The organism is Mucilaginibacter kameinonensis, assembly GCF_003675385.1.
In the GTDB taxonomy this organism is placed as follows: domain Bacteria; phylum Bacteroidota; class Bacteroidia; order Sphingobacteriales; family Sphingobacteriaceae; genus Mucilaginibacter; species Mucilaginibacter kameinonensis.
In genome coordinates this window covers 1350758-1369321 of record NZ_RCWZ01000001.1, presented here as the reverse complement: position 1 = coordinate 1369321, position 18564 = coordinate 1350758, and the positions used below count along the sequence as shown (strand labels likewise).

The 18564-nt window shown below is 40.2% G+C and carries 17 protein-coding genes; 13 read left to right on the top strand and 4 right to left on the bottom strand.

The genetic code is table 11. The annotated features are described in order from the left end of the window. Positions 1-136: 136 nt before the first annotated feature. Positions 137-631, bottom strand: a complete 495-nt coding sequence (locus EAH55_RS06230; RefSeq protein WP_121808861.1) for a hypothetical protein — start codon at positions 629-631, stop codon at positions 137-139. Between the two features lie 715 nt (positions 632-1346). Here EAH55_RS06230 and EAH55_RS06225 point away from each other — a divergent pair. Continuing rightward, positions 1347-1874, top strand: coding sequence for a DUF892 family protein (locus EAH55_RS06225; protein ID WP_162996760.1), 528 nt, complete (start codon positions 1347-1349; stop codon positions 1872-1874). Here EAH55_RS06225 and EAH55_RS06220 read toward each other — a convergent pair. Further along, complete coding sequence (locus EAH55_RS06220) at positions 1864-4401, bottom strand: NACHT domain-containing protein (RefSeq protein WP_121808859.1); 2538 nt, start codon at positions 4399-4401, stop codon at positions 1864-1866. The genes EAH55_RS06225 and EAH55_RS06220 overlap by 11 nt on opposite strands. 406 nt (positions 4402-4807) lie before the next feature. Here EAH55_RS06220 and EAH55_RS06215 point away from each other — a divergent pair, with 406 nt between their 5' ends. From EAH55_RS06215 to EAH55_RS06200, 4 genes are all read left to right on the top strand, one after another. Next, the gene (locus EAH55_RS06215; protein ID WP_121808858.1) at positions 4808-5731 is read left to right on the top strand and encodes a DUF6607 family protein; all 924 of its coding nucleotides are present in this window, start codon (positions 4808-4810) and stop codon (positions 5729-5731) included. Positions 5732-5821: 90 nt separating this feature from the next. Beyond that, positions 5822-6148 (top strand): DUF6686 family protein, encoded by a 327-nt coding sequence (locus EAH55_RS06210; RefSeq protein ID WP_114940068.1) that lies wholly within the window; start codon positions 5822-5824, stop codon positions 6146-6148. A gap of 107 nt (positions 6149-6255) precedes the next feature. Beyond that, entirely contained in the window at positions 6256-7107 is an 852-nt protein-coding gene (locus EAH55_RS06205; protein WP_121808857.1) for a helix-turn-helix domain-containing protein, read from the top strand. 77 nt (positions 7108-7184) lie between these two features. Continuing rightward, positions 7185-7898 carry an SIP domain-containing protein gene (locus tag EAH55_RS06200; RefSeq protein WP_121808856.1) on the top strand — a complete coding sequence of 238 codons (714 nt, stop codon included), beginning with the start codon at positions 7185-7187 and terminating at the stop codon, positions 7896-7898. 288 nt (positions 7899-8186) lie between these two features. Here the strand turns inward: EAH55_RS06200 and EAH55_RS06195 are convergent, their stop codons facing one another. Both EAH55_RS06195 and EAH55_RS06190 read right to left on the bottom strand, forming a co-directional pair. Next, the gene (locus tag EAH55_RS06195; protein WP_121808855.1) at positions 8187-8663 is read right to left on the bottom strand and encodes a T6SS immunity protein Tdi1 domain-containing protein; all 477 of its coding nucleotides are present in this window, start codon (positions 8661-8663) and stop codon (positions 8187-8189) included. Between the two features lie 26 nt (positions 8664-8689). Next, complete coding sequence (locus EAH55_RS06190) at positions 8690-10261, bottom strand: hypothetical protein (protein WP_121808854.1); 1572 nt, start codon at positions 10259-10261, stop codon at positions 8690-8692. A gap of 466 nt (positions 10262-10727) precedes the next feature. Here EAH55_RS06190 and EAH55_RS06185 point away from each other — a divergent pair, with 466 nt between their 5' ends. The 8 genes from EAH55_RS06185 to EAH55_RS06150 all read left to right on the top strand — a co-directional run bounded on the left by EAH55_RS06185 (position 10728) and on the right by EAH55_RS06150 (position 18546). After that, on the top strand, positions 10728-10934 hold the full coding sequence (locus tag EAH55_RS06185; RefSeq protein WP_121808853.1) for a hypervirulence associated TUDOR domain-containing protein: 207 nt from the start codon (positions 10728-10730) through the stop codon (positions 10932-10934). Between the two features lie 339 nt (positions 10935-11273). Continuing rightward, the gene (locus EAH55_RS06180) at positions 11274-12038 is read left to right on the top strand and encodes an ABC transporter ATP-binding protein (RefSeq protein WP_112575829.1); all 765 of its coding nucleotides are present in this window, start codon (positions 11274-11276) and stop codon (positions 12036-12038) included. Positions 12039-12184: 146 nt separating this feature from the next. Beyond that, positions 12185-13309: an ABC transporter permease gene (locus tag EAH55_RS06175; RefSeq protein ID WP_121808852.1), complete on the top strand. Its 1125-nt coding sequence runs from the start codon at positions 12185-12187 to the stop codon at positions 13307-13309. Positions 13310-13431: 122 nt separating this feature from the next. Next, positions 13432-14169, top strand: a complete 738-nt coding sequence (locus tag EAH55_RS06170; protein ID WP_121808851.1) for a DUF2490 domain-containing protein — start codon at positions 13432-13434, stop codon at positions 14167-14169. 363 nt (positions 14170-14532) lie between these two features. Beyond that, positions 14533-15828 (top strand): phosphopyruvate hydratase, encoded by a 1296-nt coding sequence (gene eno, locus EAH55_RS06165; protein WP_112575826.1) that lies wholly within the window; start codon positions 14533-14535, stop codon positions 15826-15828. 192 nt (positions 15829-16020) lie between these two features. Further along, positions 16021-16557 (top strand): signal peptidase II, encoded by a 537-nt coding sequence (lspA, locus tag EAH55_RS06160; RefSeq protein ID WP_121808850.1) that lies wholly within the window; start codon positions 16021-16023, stop codon positions 16555-16557. 155 nt (positions 16558-16712) lie between these two features. Continuing rightward, the gene (locus EAH55_RS06155; protein ID WP_121808849.1) at positions 16713-18077 is read left to right on the top strand and encodes a DEAD/DEAH box helicase; all 1365 of its coding nucleotides are present in this window, start codon (positions 16713-16715) and stop codon (positions 18075-18077) included. Positions 18078-18222: 145 nt separating this feature from the next. Next, entirely contained in the window at positions 18223-18546 is a 324-nt protein-coding gene (locus tag EAH55_RS06150; RefSeq protein ID WP_223818086.1) for an FtsB family cell division protein, read from the top strand. The last annotated feature ends 18 nt before the right edge of the window (positions 18547-18564 follow it).

The window sequence follows — 18564 nt, the reverse complement described above, 5'->3', positions numbered from 1 at the left end:
TTATTCAAATTGAAAAATATTAGGGGTATACTGTCCGGGTACAACAATGAGGGCTACGCATACGCATAGCAAATTGTATGGAATATCGGGCCATTCATTAAGGTTGAACAGAACAGATTAATTATCAGCTATAAATTTAGGCAAGTGCCATTTCCGGGGGCTGGCCGCCAACTGATACAAAGGCATCGGGAATGCTGATATAAACAAATGTGCCGGGGGCCTGAACAGGTTCGGCAGGTTTTATAAAAGAATACGAAATTTCGGGACAATTATATTTTGCATCACTGCCAAGTTTCTTTTCTGACGATTCGTGATTACGCTTGCTGATAGGTGTAGTATCAAGCTTTTTAGCGCAGATCACATTCTCATTCAACAACTTTGTTGTTTCATAATTAGGAATACACTGTACATAAACTGTATCACGGGTAACCCTAAGTTTTACGTAATTGTATGCAACACCATCTAACTGGAGCTGGCCGGCAATGTTTACATAATCTTCCCAGTCGTGTATAAAAGGCAAATTCTGTTTGATCTTAATTTCAATCAGGTCGCGTTTATTGTATTTGCCTTTAGCGATTTGCCTGGCTATTATGCCGTTTGATTTATTGGCAAAATATTGATTGAGTGCCATATACCCAACTAAGTTGAGCATATGAGTAATTAGCATTACTATGGCGAAGGTCTTTTTCAATCAATAATCGTTCTAAACAATAGCAATGCTACACAAAATTTTATCGATAAAATAATTTATATGTTAAAAATATTAAACCCGGATAATTAATTTTGGATAAATTCTGGATAAATAGATTATTGAGGGAACTAAACTGTGTCAATATAACATTCTCGCTCATTTTCACCACACTTTGTACACAATCGTGTATACAAGGATATGTTGATGAGACATGTATGCTATAGTTTTATAACTGTAGCGAAAATGACTTTCAAAAACGCATAAAAATTTACAAAAGAAGGTAACTTATATATTACAATTACAATTTTTACGTAGATGTAACAAAATCGGTATGCGTTTTGAATTGCGTATTGTAGATTTATTTAATAATGCCCAGATGATAAAATGAGATAAACAACTGGTTATTTCAGGAGTCACATTATAGAATGAATATTGTATAAACTTGTTATTTAACCATAACAAGAAATAACTTTAGCACAATTAGCAATTGCTCAAATTACCCTAAAAGCCGGATGACCGGTCAGTTATTTCCTATCAATATCCATTCCTCTGTTTTATCGGTCATACAACCCTATAAACAAAACCTGCAACGCGGCAGTGGCATTATTATTTAACTATGACTGATAGACAATTAATGAATAAAAAAACACCCCGTATGGTACCCCCTTACCCAGCACAATGGGCGTCTGATAAATTAACAGTTTTTTTTACAGAACACCTGAACAGGATTTATTGTGCCAAAGCACACCTGGCCGAACGACTTTTGGAAATTGCAGATACCGATAGCTTTAAGGATCTTGATACTCCGATAAAAGAAACCCTCGGCGAAACCGAAAAACAAATTGCGCGTATAGATGGCGTTTACGCGCAGCTTCAAAAACGTTATTCATTTGAAAATTGCAGTGGTCTCATCTCTTTGCTCGAAGATGAATTTACAGCTATACACCAGCATAACGACGATGAAGTATTGCGCGACATGTGCATTCTTTCGTACCTGGAATATGTTTCAGGTGTCGAAAAAAACTCAATGCAGGTATTGCAATTAACAGCCGTTGAAAAAAACAACGAGCCAATGATCCGTTTTTTGGATGTGCACTTAAACAACTCAAAAACCAGGCATAAGCTGTATGATTTTTTATTGGCAAAATATGATAATAACCAGCAGGCGGCTATCAGCTTGTAAAGCTGTTTTGCTTTAAAAATATATCGGCGCGTAAACCACTTTCGCTCATTGTTTTTAAGAACATATAGTTGATATGTTTATAAACCCGTTCGGGCGGATGTTTGATAAGGTGCTGGTTTCTTAGCAAAAAAGCAAACATATATACCCTTGATAGCTTATACTCCATTTCGTTAATAATGAGGTTTACCCATTCTTCCAGCGTATCATCGGTTAATGAAAGTTGCCTGTAATTAAAATCAACTATAATTTTAAGGCAATTGAACGATGTGATCATAAGCGGGGTAAAAGCACCATCGGCATGTCTGTAAACATCGTCCAGTTCAAAATACAGCTCCATGGCTTTTTTTGTCTGCCCAAGAGCAAGGTATTCTTCCGTTTTTATTCGTTTCAAAAAAAAGCAATACACACACATGGTATTGCTAACAGGCCGGTAATATTTTTCAAGCATTGCAATAAAACGCAATGTTTTTAAGGGCTTATTGCAAATCCTCAAAGTATGTGTTGCTAACAAAAGCACCAGATCATTTGAGCCCGATTGTTCCAGGTGTAATGGCGGCTGAAAATAAAATCTCGTAAGCTCCTTAAAAAACTCCTTGTTAACAATGCCATATTTAAGAAACTGATATATGGTATTGATACATTTTAAAGGGTTAACCGAAAACTCATAATAGCTCACGGCGCCAAAGCCGCTCATGATCTTTAGGTACTCCTCCAGTTTATTCATTTCAAGCCCTATTACACTTATGGTAGCAAGGCCGGTATAAACCAGGATTTTCTTTTTATCCGAAAGCTCAAACTTAAGCAGCGTGTGTAGGGTTTTGGCATAATCGTTATGAATAAACTCCAGGCCAAATAAATAGTCAAACAGCTCATCGCTGCAATCCTGCTTAAAATATTGTACAAGATTTTCGGTATTTTTTAAAGTACTTAACTCTTTTTCCAATAAATCGCCCAGGAAAATGATCAGGTCTGATTTTTCACTGGTAGTAAGGCGGGTTTGGGATAACAGTTGAAAGCTTTCCTGCTGCCCGCTTTTAATGGCATAAATGACGCTCCATTTTAGTATGGATAACTTACGTTCGCCCGTGAAATATTTATTAATAATATTTATCAGGTCGATATTAAAAAGGTTATCATTATTATGCAGGAGATACCTGCTTATCGAAAACTCAAAAAAATGATCGTTGCTAAACTCTATAGAAGCACGGTACTCAAAATCGCTGCTGGTATTTAGCTCACGGATAAAACCAATACTTAACAATTCAAGATAGGCATGGTTGTATTGCTTTATAACATTGATAAGCCCAAGTTTACTGGCCTCAAATACACCATTTTCAAAATCCATCTGCTCAACTATAGCCTGGATCAGGTAAATTTTATCGGCCGAATACTGGCCCATGTAAACCTTGTTTAAAACAAAATTTGATATAAGCTCATATACGCTTACATGATCAACATCATTGAGCGAAAAGTTTTTCTTGTGCTGTTTATAGTAAAACTGAAAATATAGCGGGTGATTAAAATTCTCGACTACATTTATCGCGATGAAGTTCTTTATAGTTGGATTAATTTTAAGACAAAGCTCCTTTATTTCCTGGATGCTGAACAACGGCACGTTTGACGGCTGATTGTGCGAACTGAAAAAACCTTCAAACCAGGGGCTCTGCCCCATTTCAATCAAATGCTTATAGTTCATCCATGTTGATGATCGCATGGTTAAAACCAGCTTAAACCATTCATGCGATTGGTAAAAGGAAAAAATATCAACCAACTGGTTTATAACCAGTTGAAACTGATCGTTCTTAAACATGTGCTCATCAACCCCGTCAACAATCAGGAAAAATCGTCCCTCCTTGCGTTGCTTTACATCAAGCAGCGCCACAATATCTTCTTCGGTTGAATAGCCAAGCAGGCCCAGCATCCAATCGTTCAAATCGCGACCGCTTAAAAAAACATTCATTAAAGCGCTGCTGCTAAAAAACAGTATAATGTCGTTACCTATTTGGTGAACCTTTTCATCAACCCAGTGACAAAGCGCTACAGTTTTACCATACCCGGCAGGAGCCGCAATCACGGTTGCAGTATAATTTCCTTGCAAAAAAGCGGCAAAATGGTCATCAATAAATTGCCTCCTGATAGTTTGCGGATAAGGGATCCCTGTTTTATTTTTAATTGCTTGCAGGGTAAACGAAGTTATTTTACCCGCGTTGGCTTTTAACAAGTCCCAATCAACAGTAGTACCACTTTGTTTTATGGATTCGGCTTCCTGCTTTCTGCAAAAATCATCCCAACCCTCATAATCGCAATAGCGCGATAAGGTGTTGAGTGTAAACATAGAAGGGTTGAATTTACTATACGCAAAACCATAGATGCGCTTTAACGTTGTTTCGCTAACCCGCTGTTTGGTTTTTTCGAGAATTAAAGCTTCCAGCATCTTACAATCGGCCGGAGCTATATTTGACAACCCCGCAATAGCAAGAACAGAATTTTTTAAGTTCTCTGAATAATGTTTTGAAAAACTCGTCATAATTGGCGTTTCAACTCAGCAAAACTTATTATCGTTAAGGGGGTACACCAATAATACGCTGAATAATATTTATTGTTTTATATACTTTACCTATACAGGCTTGCTTATAATTAACAAAATAATTATGCTTAAATATAGTTATTGGCAGGCCAAACTACCAAGATGAATGAAATGAATAAAATATTAAGGGTTGATGTTGAATAGAAAACCCTTGCAAACGTCTGCCTTACAATCGTTTTAATATGTTGGCATTAGGGTATATAGTTTTATAGTAAGTGCGCTCACAGCAAATTGTTTTAATTAAATTGATTGAATAAGCAAGATGCTTTTTTTATTTTTATTTGGATTTATTCTAAATAAGACATTCCTTTGTTGCTGTTAATACATCACAGCAATCTGTTAGTTCATGAAAAAAGTCCTTTACCTGTTAATATTGCTAAGTGCGGTTCAGATCAGTGTTAAAGCACAATCAAAATTAGACCAGGACCGCGCGGCCATCCGTTCACTTGGTGGTTTTTATAAAGTTACTTTTGATTATGCCGAAACCTTTTCTCCTGATACCGCTTATCGCAATCATCCGCAATACCACTCATGGGGCTTCGAATGGGCTGCCGTTGAAGAAGATTCTCCCAAAAAAATAGTTATACAGCATTTATTGGTGGTTGGTGATTCTACAGTAATAAAGCACTGGCGCGAAGACTGGGTGTATGAAGAGCCAACCCTGCTTAACTTCGATCAAAGCAACACCTGGAAAAAAGGCACGCTAAAGCCTGCCGAAGCAAAAGGCCGCTGGGTACAAAAGGTTTTCCAGGTTGATGATAGTCCGCGGTATGAAAGCATAGGCACCTGGATACATACTGATGGAAAACATTCCTGGCAAAGCGAATGCGATTCGCCCCTGCCCCGCCGTGAATTTACCAAGCGCAGCAATTATAATGTATTAAGGCGCGGCAACCGCATCTACTTAACTCTAAACGGATGGATGTTTGAGCAGGATAACCAAAAAATAATCCGCTCGGCCGGTAACGATAAACTTCTTGTGCGCGAAAAAGGCTATGAAGAATTTACCAAAACAGATGAAGCCAGATTTGCCTTTGCAAAAGGCTGGTGGCAAAAACAACAACCATACTGGACAGCGGTACGCCAGGTATGGGACGAGTTTTATGCGCAAAACACCACTGTTAAACTAAAAGGAAAAGTAGAGGGCAAACTGCTTTACGAACGCCTGTTTGACCTTGCCGATCAATCGGTAAAAGAGAAATGGGATGCGCAAAAAAGTAAAACAGAAGCCCGCAAGCTTATCAACAACTATTTGGTTACTAATGCTTAAAATATAAAGTCCTGTTCTGCATTTAAGTAGTTTTCATCAAACACTTAACCGGCAGAGCAGGCACCAATTCAAATTAAATTACCGGAATTTATGTGCGATGCTAAAATACTCAGTCAAAAGGGAACATCGGTAGTAAGCCGTTGCTCCGAATGCCAATGCATATTTATATGGCACCATAACCTGATCCTTAGCTTTAACCCGGAGCAATTCATTCAGTTTAAAAACTTTACTATCGATCTTGAATTCAGCGACCATTCCTTCCCTTTTCCTGATGGACAAGAGCGAGTAGTAATGCGTACGCCGGTTAATGATATACAGCTTACTTTTACCGTTGATGAATGGGAAGATTTTCATGCCTCAATGGATGAAGCCATTTATATGCAGGAAATTTACGCGATGGTAGAAGGCGGCAAGTAAGCGCTGCAATTACAGCAATCTAAAATTAAGATCATTAGCCATAACATAAATGTATCCTCTGGCTAAAGATTACGTTAACATAATTAATACAACAGCTACCCGGCAAAATGAAAGATATACCTGTACACCAGTTGCATGAACGAACAAACTCGGGGTTTGAGATCAAGCACTTTGAAAGTGGCGAAGAAGATTTGAAAAAGCCGCCAATGGGTGCACATCGTGATGATCATTACCTGTTTTTCCTGGTTGAAAACGGCGCAGCGTCATTAATGATTGATTTTAACGAGATCCATTTTTGCGAAAACACCCTTTACTATATTTTGCCGGGGCAAGTACATCACAGGATAAATAACGAAATTGCCAGCGGCTGGTATGTAGCTATCGACACTCAACACATTCCATCCGACTTCCGTAATATTTTCGAGAACCAGCTTTTTCTGCAGCAGCCTTATCAACTTAATGATAATGAATTGAAGCAATACCTGCAGATCCTTTGTCTGTTGCGCGAAAAAAATGCCGAGGATAGCGACAACGCTTTCTTTTTGCCGGTTTTACAATCGCTCATACAATCCTTTACCGGTATGGCGGCTGCTACTTTTAGTAACGTGTATACGCCCGAAAAGCAACTATCCCGTCCCGCGCAAATTTCGCATCAGTTTAAAAAGCTTTTGCTTAGAAACGTTCGTACTGTTAAAGGCCCATCGGCTTATGCAGGCATGCTCAACGTTTCGGAATCATACCTTAACGAGGTTTTAAAGAAAACTACCGGTTTCCCGGTAAGTTACTGGATAACCCAGGAAGTAATGCTGGAAGCTAAAAGGCTTTTGTATTACAGCGGGCTCAACGTAAAGGAAATTGCGCATACACTGGGTTATGATGATCATACCTATTTTTCAAGGCTGTTTAAAAAATCGGCATGTATCACACCGCTTGAGTTTAGAGATAAACACCGCAAATAATCCAACCTTTACCCCGAAATTACTATTTCATCAGGCCTATTTTCCATGTTTCTTTGTATTATCAAAATACAATACACATGGAAACATCCACTCTACATAAATTAAAAAGAAGGGCAGGCAGCCTGTTTGAGAACCAGCTTTTACAAAGCGGACGGGTGCTTGAAGTAAGGCACTGGGAACCGTCGACCATGATTGAGATCGACCTGCATTTGCCCCTGGCCGATATGCAAAACTGGCACGAGGTACCTTATATAAAAGTAAAAGTTGGCGACTTTACTTACCGCGATTATACCCCCGCCGGCTGGGATGTCGAAACCAGTACCTGCACCCTTTATATTGATGCGGCTCATAATGGCCCCGGCAGTAAATGGGCTAAGCAATTACAATGCGGCGATACCATTCATTATTTCAAAATCCGCTCAACGAGGCATGCGCCCGCAAGCACCCCAGCTATAATAGGCCTTGGCGACGAAAGTAGCATGGGGCACCTGCTGGCCTTACAGCAAATGGTATTACCCGCAACCCGCTTTTCGGGAGCTATAGTTATGGCCGACGAAAATCACAGGGGCCTGTTCGGTGAATATTTCAAATCGCCGTTAAAACCTATTGAACGCAATGATGTGTACGGGCATCACAGCCTTATTCAATGGGTAATGGAACAGCAATACAACCTTGAACATTCGGTATTTTATCTTGCCGGTAACCATACCATGCTAGGCGAGCTGCGTAAACTACTAAAGCTACAGGGATATCCTTCAAGCCAGATCAGGGCACAGGGATTTTGGTCATAAAATACAGTTTGATAGTGTCGATCATGCATTCACCGACATTTTGTGCCGTTTCACCTAAAATATCTGTTTAATAAAAAGCCGGGGGCACATATTTGCGGCAAATAACATTATCATGAAAACATTTTACAATCCGCTTATAGCTGTTATAGTCATCTTGCAGGAGCACAGCACTATGGTTACCCAGGCATTGGTTAACCTGGTTAATTGATATATCAGCTACCTATGAAAACACAAAGCCGCTTTATTAACTGTAAAGCGGCTTTTGTGTTTTTTAATATATTTATAACATCATTCGGTTACTTTAAGTTTAACCTTTGTGCCAGCAGGTAAATCCTTAATTTGTTCGCCAATAATGCCGGCTAATTCGAAATGAGTTTTAATATCAACGGGGTTAATATTGTCAATTGTGTATTCACCTCCTAAAACTGGCATTTTCTTGTAACTGTAAACCTGGTACGGATCCAAATAAACACCCTCTTGTTCAAGTTCCTTTAATAATTGAGGCATAAACCAGTTTTCTATTAATTCGTTATCTTTTAATAATCTATAGAATTCAGGTTTGCTATCTGCAACTTTTGTCAAGTTACACATATCTGTCGCAAGCCAATAAACGGCACCATCCTTAGCCCAAAAGAAAAGATCACCAAATTTAGAGATTAACAGTAATTGGGTTAAGTCTTTAACTAACCAATCCCAACAACTTAAAATATCTTTTATATCAAGTTGTTTCAAGTTAATTGTAAGACCATCAAGATAAAACTCCATATTACAAATGTACGATAGCTATTTTATTACGGCTGCAGCCAAACCAATTTAACGCCTTTATTTCCGTGTTGGTTCTCAAGCTTTAGTGTTACGTAGACATTGTTTTTCCGATCATAATCAGATACGGAGAATAATGCGAGATCATGATCACGCTTACCTGCGGGATTGCCAAACACGTAATCACGTTTTAAAATAGGGTCGGCGCCTTTAAGCGGGTAGTAAAAGCCATCGCAATTGCTAACTCCTTTAACAGTCACCAGGCTACCTTTTTCCAGGGCATCGTTATTTCTTTCGGTATCATTAAACAAAACAAAACTTTTAGGCCCTGCACTCAAAAATGCAAATGGTTTAAATTGATTTCCATCTCCCAATACCTGTAATGTCCCCTCACGCTCCCACTGATAAAAAGGATTTAGATACCAATTTGGCAACTCTTGATCCTTGCGTATAAGGTAGTCATTGATAAACTCACCCGTTTTGCTGTAATTTACTATGGCCAAATCGCCCAAAGTTGTTTTAGCATACCTGCCTTGTAACAGCGTCTTCATTTCTTCAGATACAATACTAAATGTGCCGTCATCATTTAAATACAGGTTTTGCGGCAAGCCACTGAATCCTTTCTTTGAATACTGATTGAGCCGGTCGGAAGGCGAAACTACATTAACCCTGTTTATTTTTTTTGCATAAGGGTCAACAAAAGCCATAATGGGGATATAACCGTTGTCTCTGCTTTTCTCTTTTACCAGTGTTAACAAGATTAATGATTTCATGACCGGGTTATAGCGAACAATTCCCTGGTAAACTATAAGATCTTTTGAAAAATCGAGCTCAGTAAAGCTTACAGATTTTTCTCCCTTATCTAAATTTGCCAAAATAAGCGACCTATCTTTAGCTGTAGCCCCCCGGGTATTGTAACCATAAATTAACAGGCTCACTTTCTCGGTGCCAATAACAGCCATGTCCACACAGCGCAGGTATTTATATTTTTCTTCCGGAGATGAATAAAAAGCCCGGTTAATCTCTTTGTTATCACTGCCGTAAGCAATAATCTCAATCCGTTTACTTTGTTCGGATTCAAACCGGTTAAATATTACAACAGCATAATTGTCGCTGTTGGGGTCTTTCTGTACATAAAAGTCAGGAGCCGTCAAACCACCATATATAACATCAGATTCGCCGAAAAAAACACCTCTTTTACTTACCTCTGCTATTTTTTTGTCGTCCTTTACATTGCCGGTTTTACCATCAATGACAATACGGTACAACATAGGTGTACGGGAATCAATTACATTGATCATCATAACAACATCACCTGCCAGTTCAAAAACCGCAATAACGCCTGCATTAATACTGCCGAATGATGCATCAACATGAGTTATGGCTGTTTCCTGATGTACTGCATTATATATCCGGATGTTCATTCCTTTTTTATGATCAATAAGAATAAACATGGTATTGCCATTTTTGAGCTGAAGTATTTTGGCTCTCCCGGCTTCTGGCTCTTCGAAGGCCGGGCTTTCGGCAAGAAATTTAAATTGTGCTTTTACAATGATGCCGCACAATAGCATTAACACGACCAACAAGGCAGTCTTTTTCATTTAGTGATAATTAATTAGGTGATAATTGTGTACTTATTTAGAATAAAAGTAACAAAATCATTGATCTATAAAATGGGCATCAGGCAAAATATTTCAACCCAATTGCCAACATAGCCCTTTTTCATTCTGGGAAGTTTTACCGACAGCAGCAATTTTTTACCGGCATTTCTCCGATGTTTTACCCCTGTTTACCGATAAGCGCGCTTGCTTCGCCTAATAAACCTAACGGCAGGGTGCCTTTTGTGCGCAATTTTGGGTCACTAAACAACAACAAATAAATGCCATGAAAACTCTACTTGCAATTCAATTGATCCATTTAGTTATGAAAGCCGCGGAACATGCCGTAGCTATCGCCCACTCAATCGGTCATTTAATAAAATAATGTCCCGGCACCCCGAGGGAGCGTTATTTCATCTTTATTAAATCAATAACAAAACCTATACGTTAATCAGAAAAGGTAAAGCGTATGAAAAAGGGAGATGAAGTAACCTGGAAATGGGGAAAATCAGAGGCTGAAGGCCATATCGTCAAGAAGCACGACAAGCCGGTAAGCAAAAATATAAAAGGCGCGAAAGTTAAACGCAACGCCAGCAAAGAGGAGCCCGCTTATGAAATAGAACAGAAAAACGGCAGCAGAGTGCTGAAATCTGAAAGTGAATTAAAGGCCACTTAATTCCCCAAAGGGGAATATTTACGGAGAGTATTTTTTAGCCCGAATGATAAGCATCCGGGCTTTTTCATTTTCTTTACTAAGGGGCTGTCTGAATAATTAAAAATAAGTATCTCTCCATCGTCATTGCGAGGAACGAAGCAATCCCAAACTATACAGGGTGAACTTAAATAGCCTCTCTATAAGCCGGGGATTGCTTCGTTCCTCGCAATGACGTGTTGTAGAGCGTACAATTGGCTTACAGCAATGACGCCCCTTTAAAACTCAGCCTTTCACCGTAAAAATTATGTGGTTCACCGAAAAACTCATGGTTATTTCATGAATCTGATGCATTTTTACCCTATGACAAAACAACCTATCATCACTGTAAACAACCTGGTAAAAAACTATGGCGATTTTGCAGCCGTTAAAGGCATTAGTTTTGAAGTTTATGAAGGCGAGATCTTCGGCCTGCTTGGTCCCAACGGCGCAGGTAAAACCACTACCCTCGAAATTATTGAAACCCTTCGTGATAAAACATCTGGCAGTATAGTAGTTGATGGTTTCGACATCGAAACCGATGCCGATAGTATCAAAAAGCGTATAGGCGTACAGTTACAAGCCGCCGGTTATTATCCCAATCTTAATCTTTCGGAACTCATCGTACTATTTTCGGGCTTATATGGCATCGATAAAACCCCGATGGAGATGCTGGAAAAAGTAGCGCTTACCGATAAAGCCAAAGCAAAATATAAAGATCTGTCAGGCGGACAAAAACAGCGTTTTTCTATCGCCACCACGCTGATCAATAACCCGAGGATCATATTTTTAGATGAGCCCACAACCGGCCTCGATCCGCAGGCCCGCCGCAACCTTTGGGATTTGATCCGCGAGATCCGCGACCAGGGAACTACCGTGGTGATCACTACCCACTATATGGATGAAGCCGAAGTATTGTGCGACCGTGTTGCCTTTGTTGACGGCGGTCACATCATCGGCATTGACACACCCGATCACTTTATCGACGAGCTGGTAGCTTCAGGCTTCGAGCGCAAAAAACAAGTAAAGCTCGCCAACCTGGAGGATGTATTTATTAACCTTACCGGGAAGGAATGGCGGGAAGGGTAATTCCAGTTGGCAGTTCTGAGTTTGCAGTTAGCAGGCCAAAATGCTCAATGACCTAATGACGCCCCAGGCAAAATGATATAGTGACGCCGACAGGCAAAAATGACTAAATGACCTAATGACGCCGGCAGGCAAAATGATATAAATTAATGAACAAACAGTACAGCAATACAAAAGCAACCCTGGCTATTGCCCGGGCAAGTTTCCGGTCGATATTACGCAGCCCTTCGGCGGTGGTGTTTACACTGGCTTTCCCGTTAATATTTATCATTGTTTTTGCCAATATTGGCGGCGGTGGCATGTCGATAGACGTAGGCTTAACTAAAGGTAGCGATACTTCAGCGAACAACCCGGTTTATATGGCGCTGAAAAAAAACAAGATCATGCACCTCATCACCGATCAGTCGGCCGATGAGATGAGCAAAAACCTGGCAAAGGGTAATATCGATGCCATTCTTGACCTGAAACCCTTTGCCCCACCTGCAGCTATGACCGTTCATGTGCAATACAGCCAGGCATCGGGTGATAAAGGCAGTGTATTGAAATCGGCGCTGAATAACATTTTTTACCGTATTCAATCAGAAGAATTGAAGCGGATTCAATCATACACAACAGTTAAAGTTCCCAACCTGATCGATTTAAAAGAAGAAACTATCAGCGGTCGCCCGTATAAATATATCGACTTTATTTTACCGGGGCAGTTGGGCTTTTCATTATTAAGCAGCGGCGTTTTTGGTACGGCTTTCGTGTTCCTGAGCTTACGTTTAACTTTGGTTATCAAGCGTTTTTTTGCTACACCGGTTAAGCGCTACAGCATTGTTTTGGGCGAGGCTATTGCAAGGCTTGCTTTTTCATTATTAGGCTCATTGTTTATCATATTAGTCGGACATTACATGTTTGGTTTTACACTAATCCATGGTGTTACCACTGTACTTAATATGCTGGTGCTTTCGGCCATTGGATTGATCATTTTCATGGGATTTGGCTTTACGGTATCAGGCATTGCCAAAAACGAAAGCTCAGTCCCCCCACTTTCTAATATCATTACGCTGCCCCAGTTTTTACTTTCGGGCACATTTTTTTCTATTACTGCTTTCCCCTCCTGGCTGCAATACATTAGTAAAGTATTGCCACTTACCCATTTAAATGATGCCATGCGTAAAGTAGCTTTCGAGGGCGCGGGCTTAGGTGATGTTACCCACCAATTGTTGATATTGTTGGCATGGTTTGTTGGCATTTACGCGGTAGCCGTGAAAACATTTAAATGGGAATAGTATTTTAAAGTTATCAAGGCTAAGAATGAGCTTAAAAAACTTAACATTAATTTAATATTAACACCGTCAATATTAACATTGAGATAACATTTAGGAAATACTTTTGTAAAAAAGATTCCTAAATGACAGCGAGATATCCCATTTTAATAACTATTGTATTTTTTTTATTAACCATACATTCAGTTAATGTTAAGGCCCAGGACTCCAAAGTTGGCACCTGGGGAATAGCTACTGTAGTACTTCCTGGTGACAGTACGCATAAATGGGGTGGTTATACCGAGTTTCAAACCCGCACAAACAATGTGTTCAGCCAGTTTCAATACTATGAGGTTAAAGCTGGCGTGAGCTATGATATTGATAAAAACTTCACTGCGCTTTTAGGCACAGGCCGCTACACTACTTTTGATTACATGGATGTCGGCAAAGGCCCGACCATTACCGAAACCCGCTTTTGGGAACAGATCACCAGTAACCAGTTCCTGTACCGTTTAAAACTGGAGCACCGCTACCGGGTAGAGCAACGCTGGGTTAACGGCGATTACCGTAATCGTTTCCGCTACAGGCTTAACGTATTTGTACCTCTGAATAACACTAAAATTGTTGCTAAAACCTGGTTTGTATCGGTTTTTGACGAGGTATTCCTGAATAATAAAGTCCCTAATTTTGAACGCAACAGGATTTCGGCGGCCCTTGGTTACCAGTTTGATAAATCGTGGATCCTGCAAGCCGGTTGGATCAACCAGTACAATTATTCAACAGCCGCTAAAAGCGATAAGGATAATATTATGCTGATACTCATGTACCGCATTCAGCGCAAAAATGCTGTGCAGCGCGAACATGTACCTACTACGAGTGATTAATTGTCTGAACTCGAATTAAACGAATTATTTGAATTTATTGAATCATTCATCAGTCAAATCGGCAAATTCAACAAATTCGAGTTCAGACAACCAATTATATGTGTTGTCGTGGGGACACGACGACGGGATAGAAAAGCACATCAATTTTAACACTACCCGATCTAAAATCCCTTAATCCAGTTCAAAAACCTTGTGTTTTTATGAAAAATTCACTCATTCTATATTAAATTCATGTTAAATCGCACCTTAACGGGGCTATAATCGTTACAAATACAAAATTTCAATTGCGTTTTCCTTATTTACACATTAACTTAGCCGCCGTTATTAATAGTATTCATTCAAACCACACTCTGACAATTCACTATGAGCATAATAATTGATGTCCATGCCCGCCAGATTTTAGATTCTCGCGGTAATCCTACTATTGAGGTAGAAGTTTTAACCGAGAATGGCGCATTCGGTCGCGCTGCTGTACCATCAGGTGCATCAACCGGCGTTCACGAAGCTGTTGAACTTCGCGACAACGACAAGTCAAAATACATGGGTAAAGGTGTTTTAAAAGCAGTTGCCAATGTAAACGACATTTTAGCTCCTGAATTAAAAGGTATCGATGTGTTTGAACAAAATGCTATCGACGCGTTAATGATTGAGATTGACGGTACCGAAAACAAAGGTAAAATTGGTGCTAACGCTATATTAGGTGTTTCATTAGCTGTTGCTAAAGCTGCTGCACAGGAAAGCCGTCAGCCTTTATACCGCTACATTGGTGGTGTAAACGCTAACACTTTGCCAATCCCGATGATGAACATCGTAAACGGCGGTTCTCATTCTGACGCTCCTATCGCATTCCAGGAGTTTATGATCATGCCGGTTGGCGCTCCTTCATTCTCTGAAGCTTTACGTTGGGGTACCGAAGTATTCCACAACCTGAAAAAAATTCTTCACGATCGTGGTTTATCAACTGCAGTTGGTGACGAAGGTGGTTTTGCTCCAACTTTTGAAGGTACTGAAGATGGTGTTGAAACCATTTTGAAAGCTATTGAAAAAGCAGGTTACAAAGCAGGCGAAGATATCTTTATCGCGTTTGACTGTGCTGCTTCTGAGTTTTACAAAGACGGTAAATACGATTATACTAAATTTGAAGGCGAAAAAGGTGCTATCCGTACCAGCGCTGAGCAAGCTGATTACCTTGCCGAATTAGTTGAAAAATATCCTGTTATCTCTATCGAAGACGGTATGGCTGAGGACGATTGGGAAGGTTGGAAAATCTTAACCGACAAAATCGGTAAAAAAGTTCAGTTAGTAGGTGACGATTTATTTGTAACCAACACTAAACGTTTACAAAGAGGTGTTAGCGAAGGCATTGCTAACTCAATCCTGGTAAAAGTAAACCAAATTGGTTCATTAACCGAAACTATCAACGCGGTTACTTTAGCTCAAACCAACGGTTTCACCTCAGTAATGAGCCACCGTTCGGGCGAAACTGAAGACTCAACCATTGCTGACCTTGCTGTAGCATTAAACTGCGGTCAGATCAAAACCGGTTCGGCTTCACGTTCAGACAGGATCGCTAAATACAACCAGTTGTTACGTATCGAAGAAGAATTGGGCGCTAACGCTAAATTCATCGGTAAAGATTTCAAATACTTCAAAAAATAATCTTTTGATACTGAAAAGGCCATCTGTGTAAAGCAGGTGGCCTTTTTTATTGCCCCTTGGTATGTTGAAACCAGTTCAACATGACGATATTTTAGCCTCATCTCCAAGTATTTTTTTACCTTTGCGTCCGCAATCAAGGCCACATAATTAAACCGAAACAACTGCGTTATAATAACTTGTTAAAATAAACTAATGAACAGAAAAGGGATTTCGAGGATATTGGGTATAGTGCTGATATTGGTTTTAAGCATCGCGCTTGACAGGGTTACTAAAATCTACATAAGGGAACACATTCACATCAGCGATAACATTTTTGTTATCAAAAACTTTTTCACCATACTGCATGCCGAAAATAGCGGCGCTTTTTTAAGCCTCGGCGATTCGCTGCAAAACCCGTGGAAATTTATCCTGCTATCATTATTGCCACTATTGGCCCTTGCCTTCGGTGTTTTTTACGTGATGTTAAAACCATTAATAGGTAAATTAACCACCATTGGTATTGTTTTGGTTATTGCCGGCGGCGCAGGTAATTTATATGACAGGATGTTGTACGGCAGCGTAACCGACTTTATGCACATGAATTTCGGCATTTTCCAAACCGGCGTATTCAACGTTGCGGATGTATCTATCATGATAGGTATGGGCCTTATTTTGCTGGAGTCATGGCAAAAAGACCGTAAGGCTAAAAAGGAACAGAACGCTCCCGATACCGAAACATTGGCAGCTTAATCCGGTGTAACTCTTGCCCTTAAAATTTTCTTAACAATAAAAAGCGTATCTTTGCAGCTAATTACCCGTTCGCTTTACGGTTTTGAGTTCCTGCATACTCTTCAGATCCGCTTATGCTTTCGCGTTAGCACACTTATATTTACAAAAGATCAAGAATGTCATTCGAAAATTTAAATTTGATTGAGCCTATCCTCAAGGCTTTAAAAACTGAGGGATATACCACACCTACTCCAATACAGGCGCAAGCCATCCCTATTATATTAAAACGCCATGATTTGCTTGGCTGTGCCCAAACCGGCACCGGTAAAACCGCAGCGTTCGCTATCCCTACCCTACAGCTATTGCACCAGGACAGGATAGCCCACAAAGAGCAAAAAACCATTAAAGCTTTGGTTTTAACGCCTACCCGTGAGCTTGCCCTTCAAATTGGTGAAAGCTTTACCAATTACGGCAAACATACAGGCCTTAAAAACCTGGTAATATTTGGTGGTGTGTCGCAAAACCCACAGGTTGATGCCTTACGTCGTGGTGTTGATATTTTAGTAGCAACCCCGGGCCGATTGCTGGATTTAATGAACCAGCGTTTTATTAACCTGGAGCATGTTAAATTCTTGATATTGGACGAGGCCGACCGCATGCTGGATATGGGCTTTGTTAATGATGTTAAAAAGATCATTGCCAAGGTACCTGCTAAAAGGCAAACGCTATTCTTTTCGGCCACCATGCCAAAAGAGATCCAGAGCCTGGCAGATAGCATCCTGAATGATCCCGAAAAAGTGGAAGTTACCCCGGTTTCATCCACTGCCGATACCATACAGCAAAAGATTTATTATGTTGATAAGAGCGACAAAAAGTCGCTGTTAATCCACATACTGAAAGATAAAAATATTAAAACCGCTCTGGTATTTACGCGCACCAAACACGGGGCCGACAAAGTTGTAAAAGATTTAACCCGGGCAGGTATTACTGCCGAAGCTATCCACGGCAATAAATCACAAAATGCAAGGCAGCGCGCATTAACTAACTTTAAAAACCGCACAACGCGTGTATTGATAGCTACCGATATTGCAGCCCGTGGTATTGATATTGATGAGTTAACACACGTTATCAACTACGAATTGCCTAACATACCCGAAACTTACGTACACCGTATTGGTCGTACCGGTCGTGCCGGGGCAGATGGTATAGCGTTTTCATTTTGCGATGCCGAGGAGCTGGAGTTTTTGAAAGATATCCACAAGCTCATAGCCAAACAGATCCCGGTTGAGGAAGGTCACCCTTACCCGCTTAGTCCGGCGGCTATGGCAGCTAAAATAAACGAAGCACCAAAAAAAGGTGGTTCAGGCGGCCAACGAGGAGGTGGCGGTGGCCGTGGAGGTAACCGCAGATCAGGCGGTAGCGGCAACAACCGCTCAGCCGGAAATAACCGTTCGGGAGGTAACAAAAAATCAGGTGGCAACCGCTCAGAAGCATCTAAGCCCGGCGGCAAAAGCGGCATGAGCGGAGCCAGAAAAGGTTAAAAATGGTTGATTAGGTGAATGGTTGTTTTAGTTATAGACAAAACAACTCACCTAATCAACTCAATCAACCATTCTCCAAAAAAATCCCCCTGTTAATAAGTTAATAAGCATATTTGTAGCGGTCGAAAAAAATAAATAGCTTTAAATGAAAATCATACAGCCGGTATCAATGAAACGCCTTATAGATCTTTTCAAGAACAAGTTTTTTCTGGTTACCCTTGCTTTTGTAGTGTGGATGATATTTTTTGACCGGAATGATCTTTTCTCCCAATACCAGTATCACCAACAGGTTAAAAAACTAAGAGTTGAGCGCGATTTCTACAAAGCCCAAACCGATCAGGTAACTAAAGAGCTTAAAGAACTCACCACCAACCCACAGCAAATGGAAAAATTTGCCCGGGAAAAGTACCTTATGAAAAAAGCCAATGAGGATGTTTATGTGGTAGTACCGGAAACGAAAGAAAAGTAAGAGTTAGCAAAGGAGAAG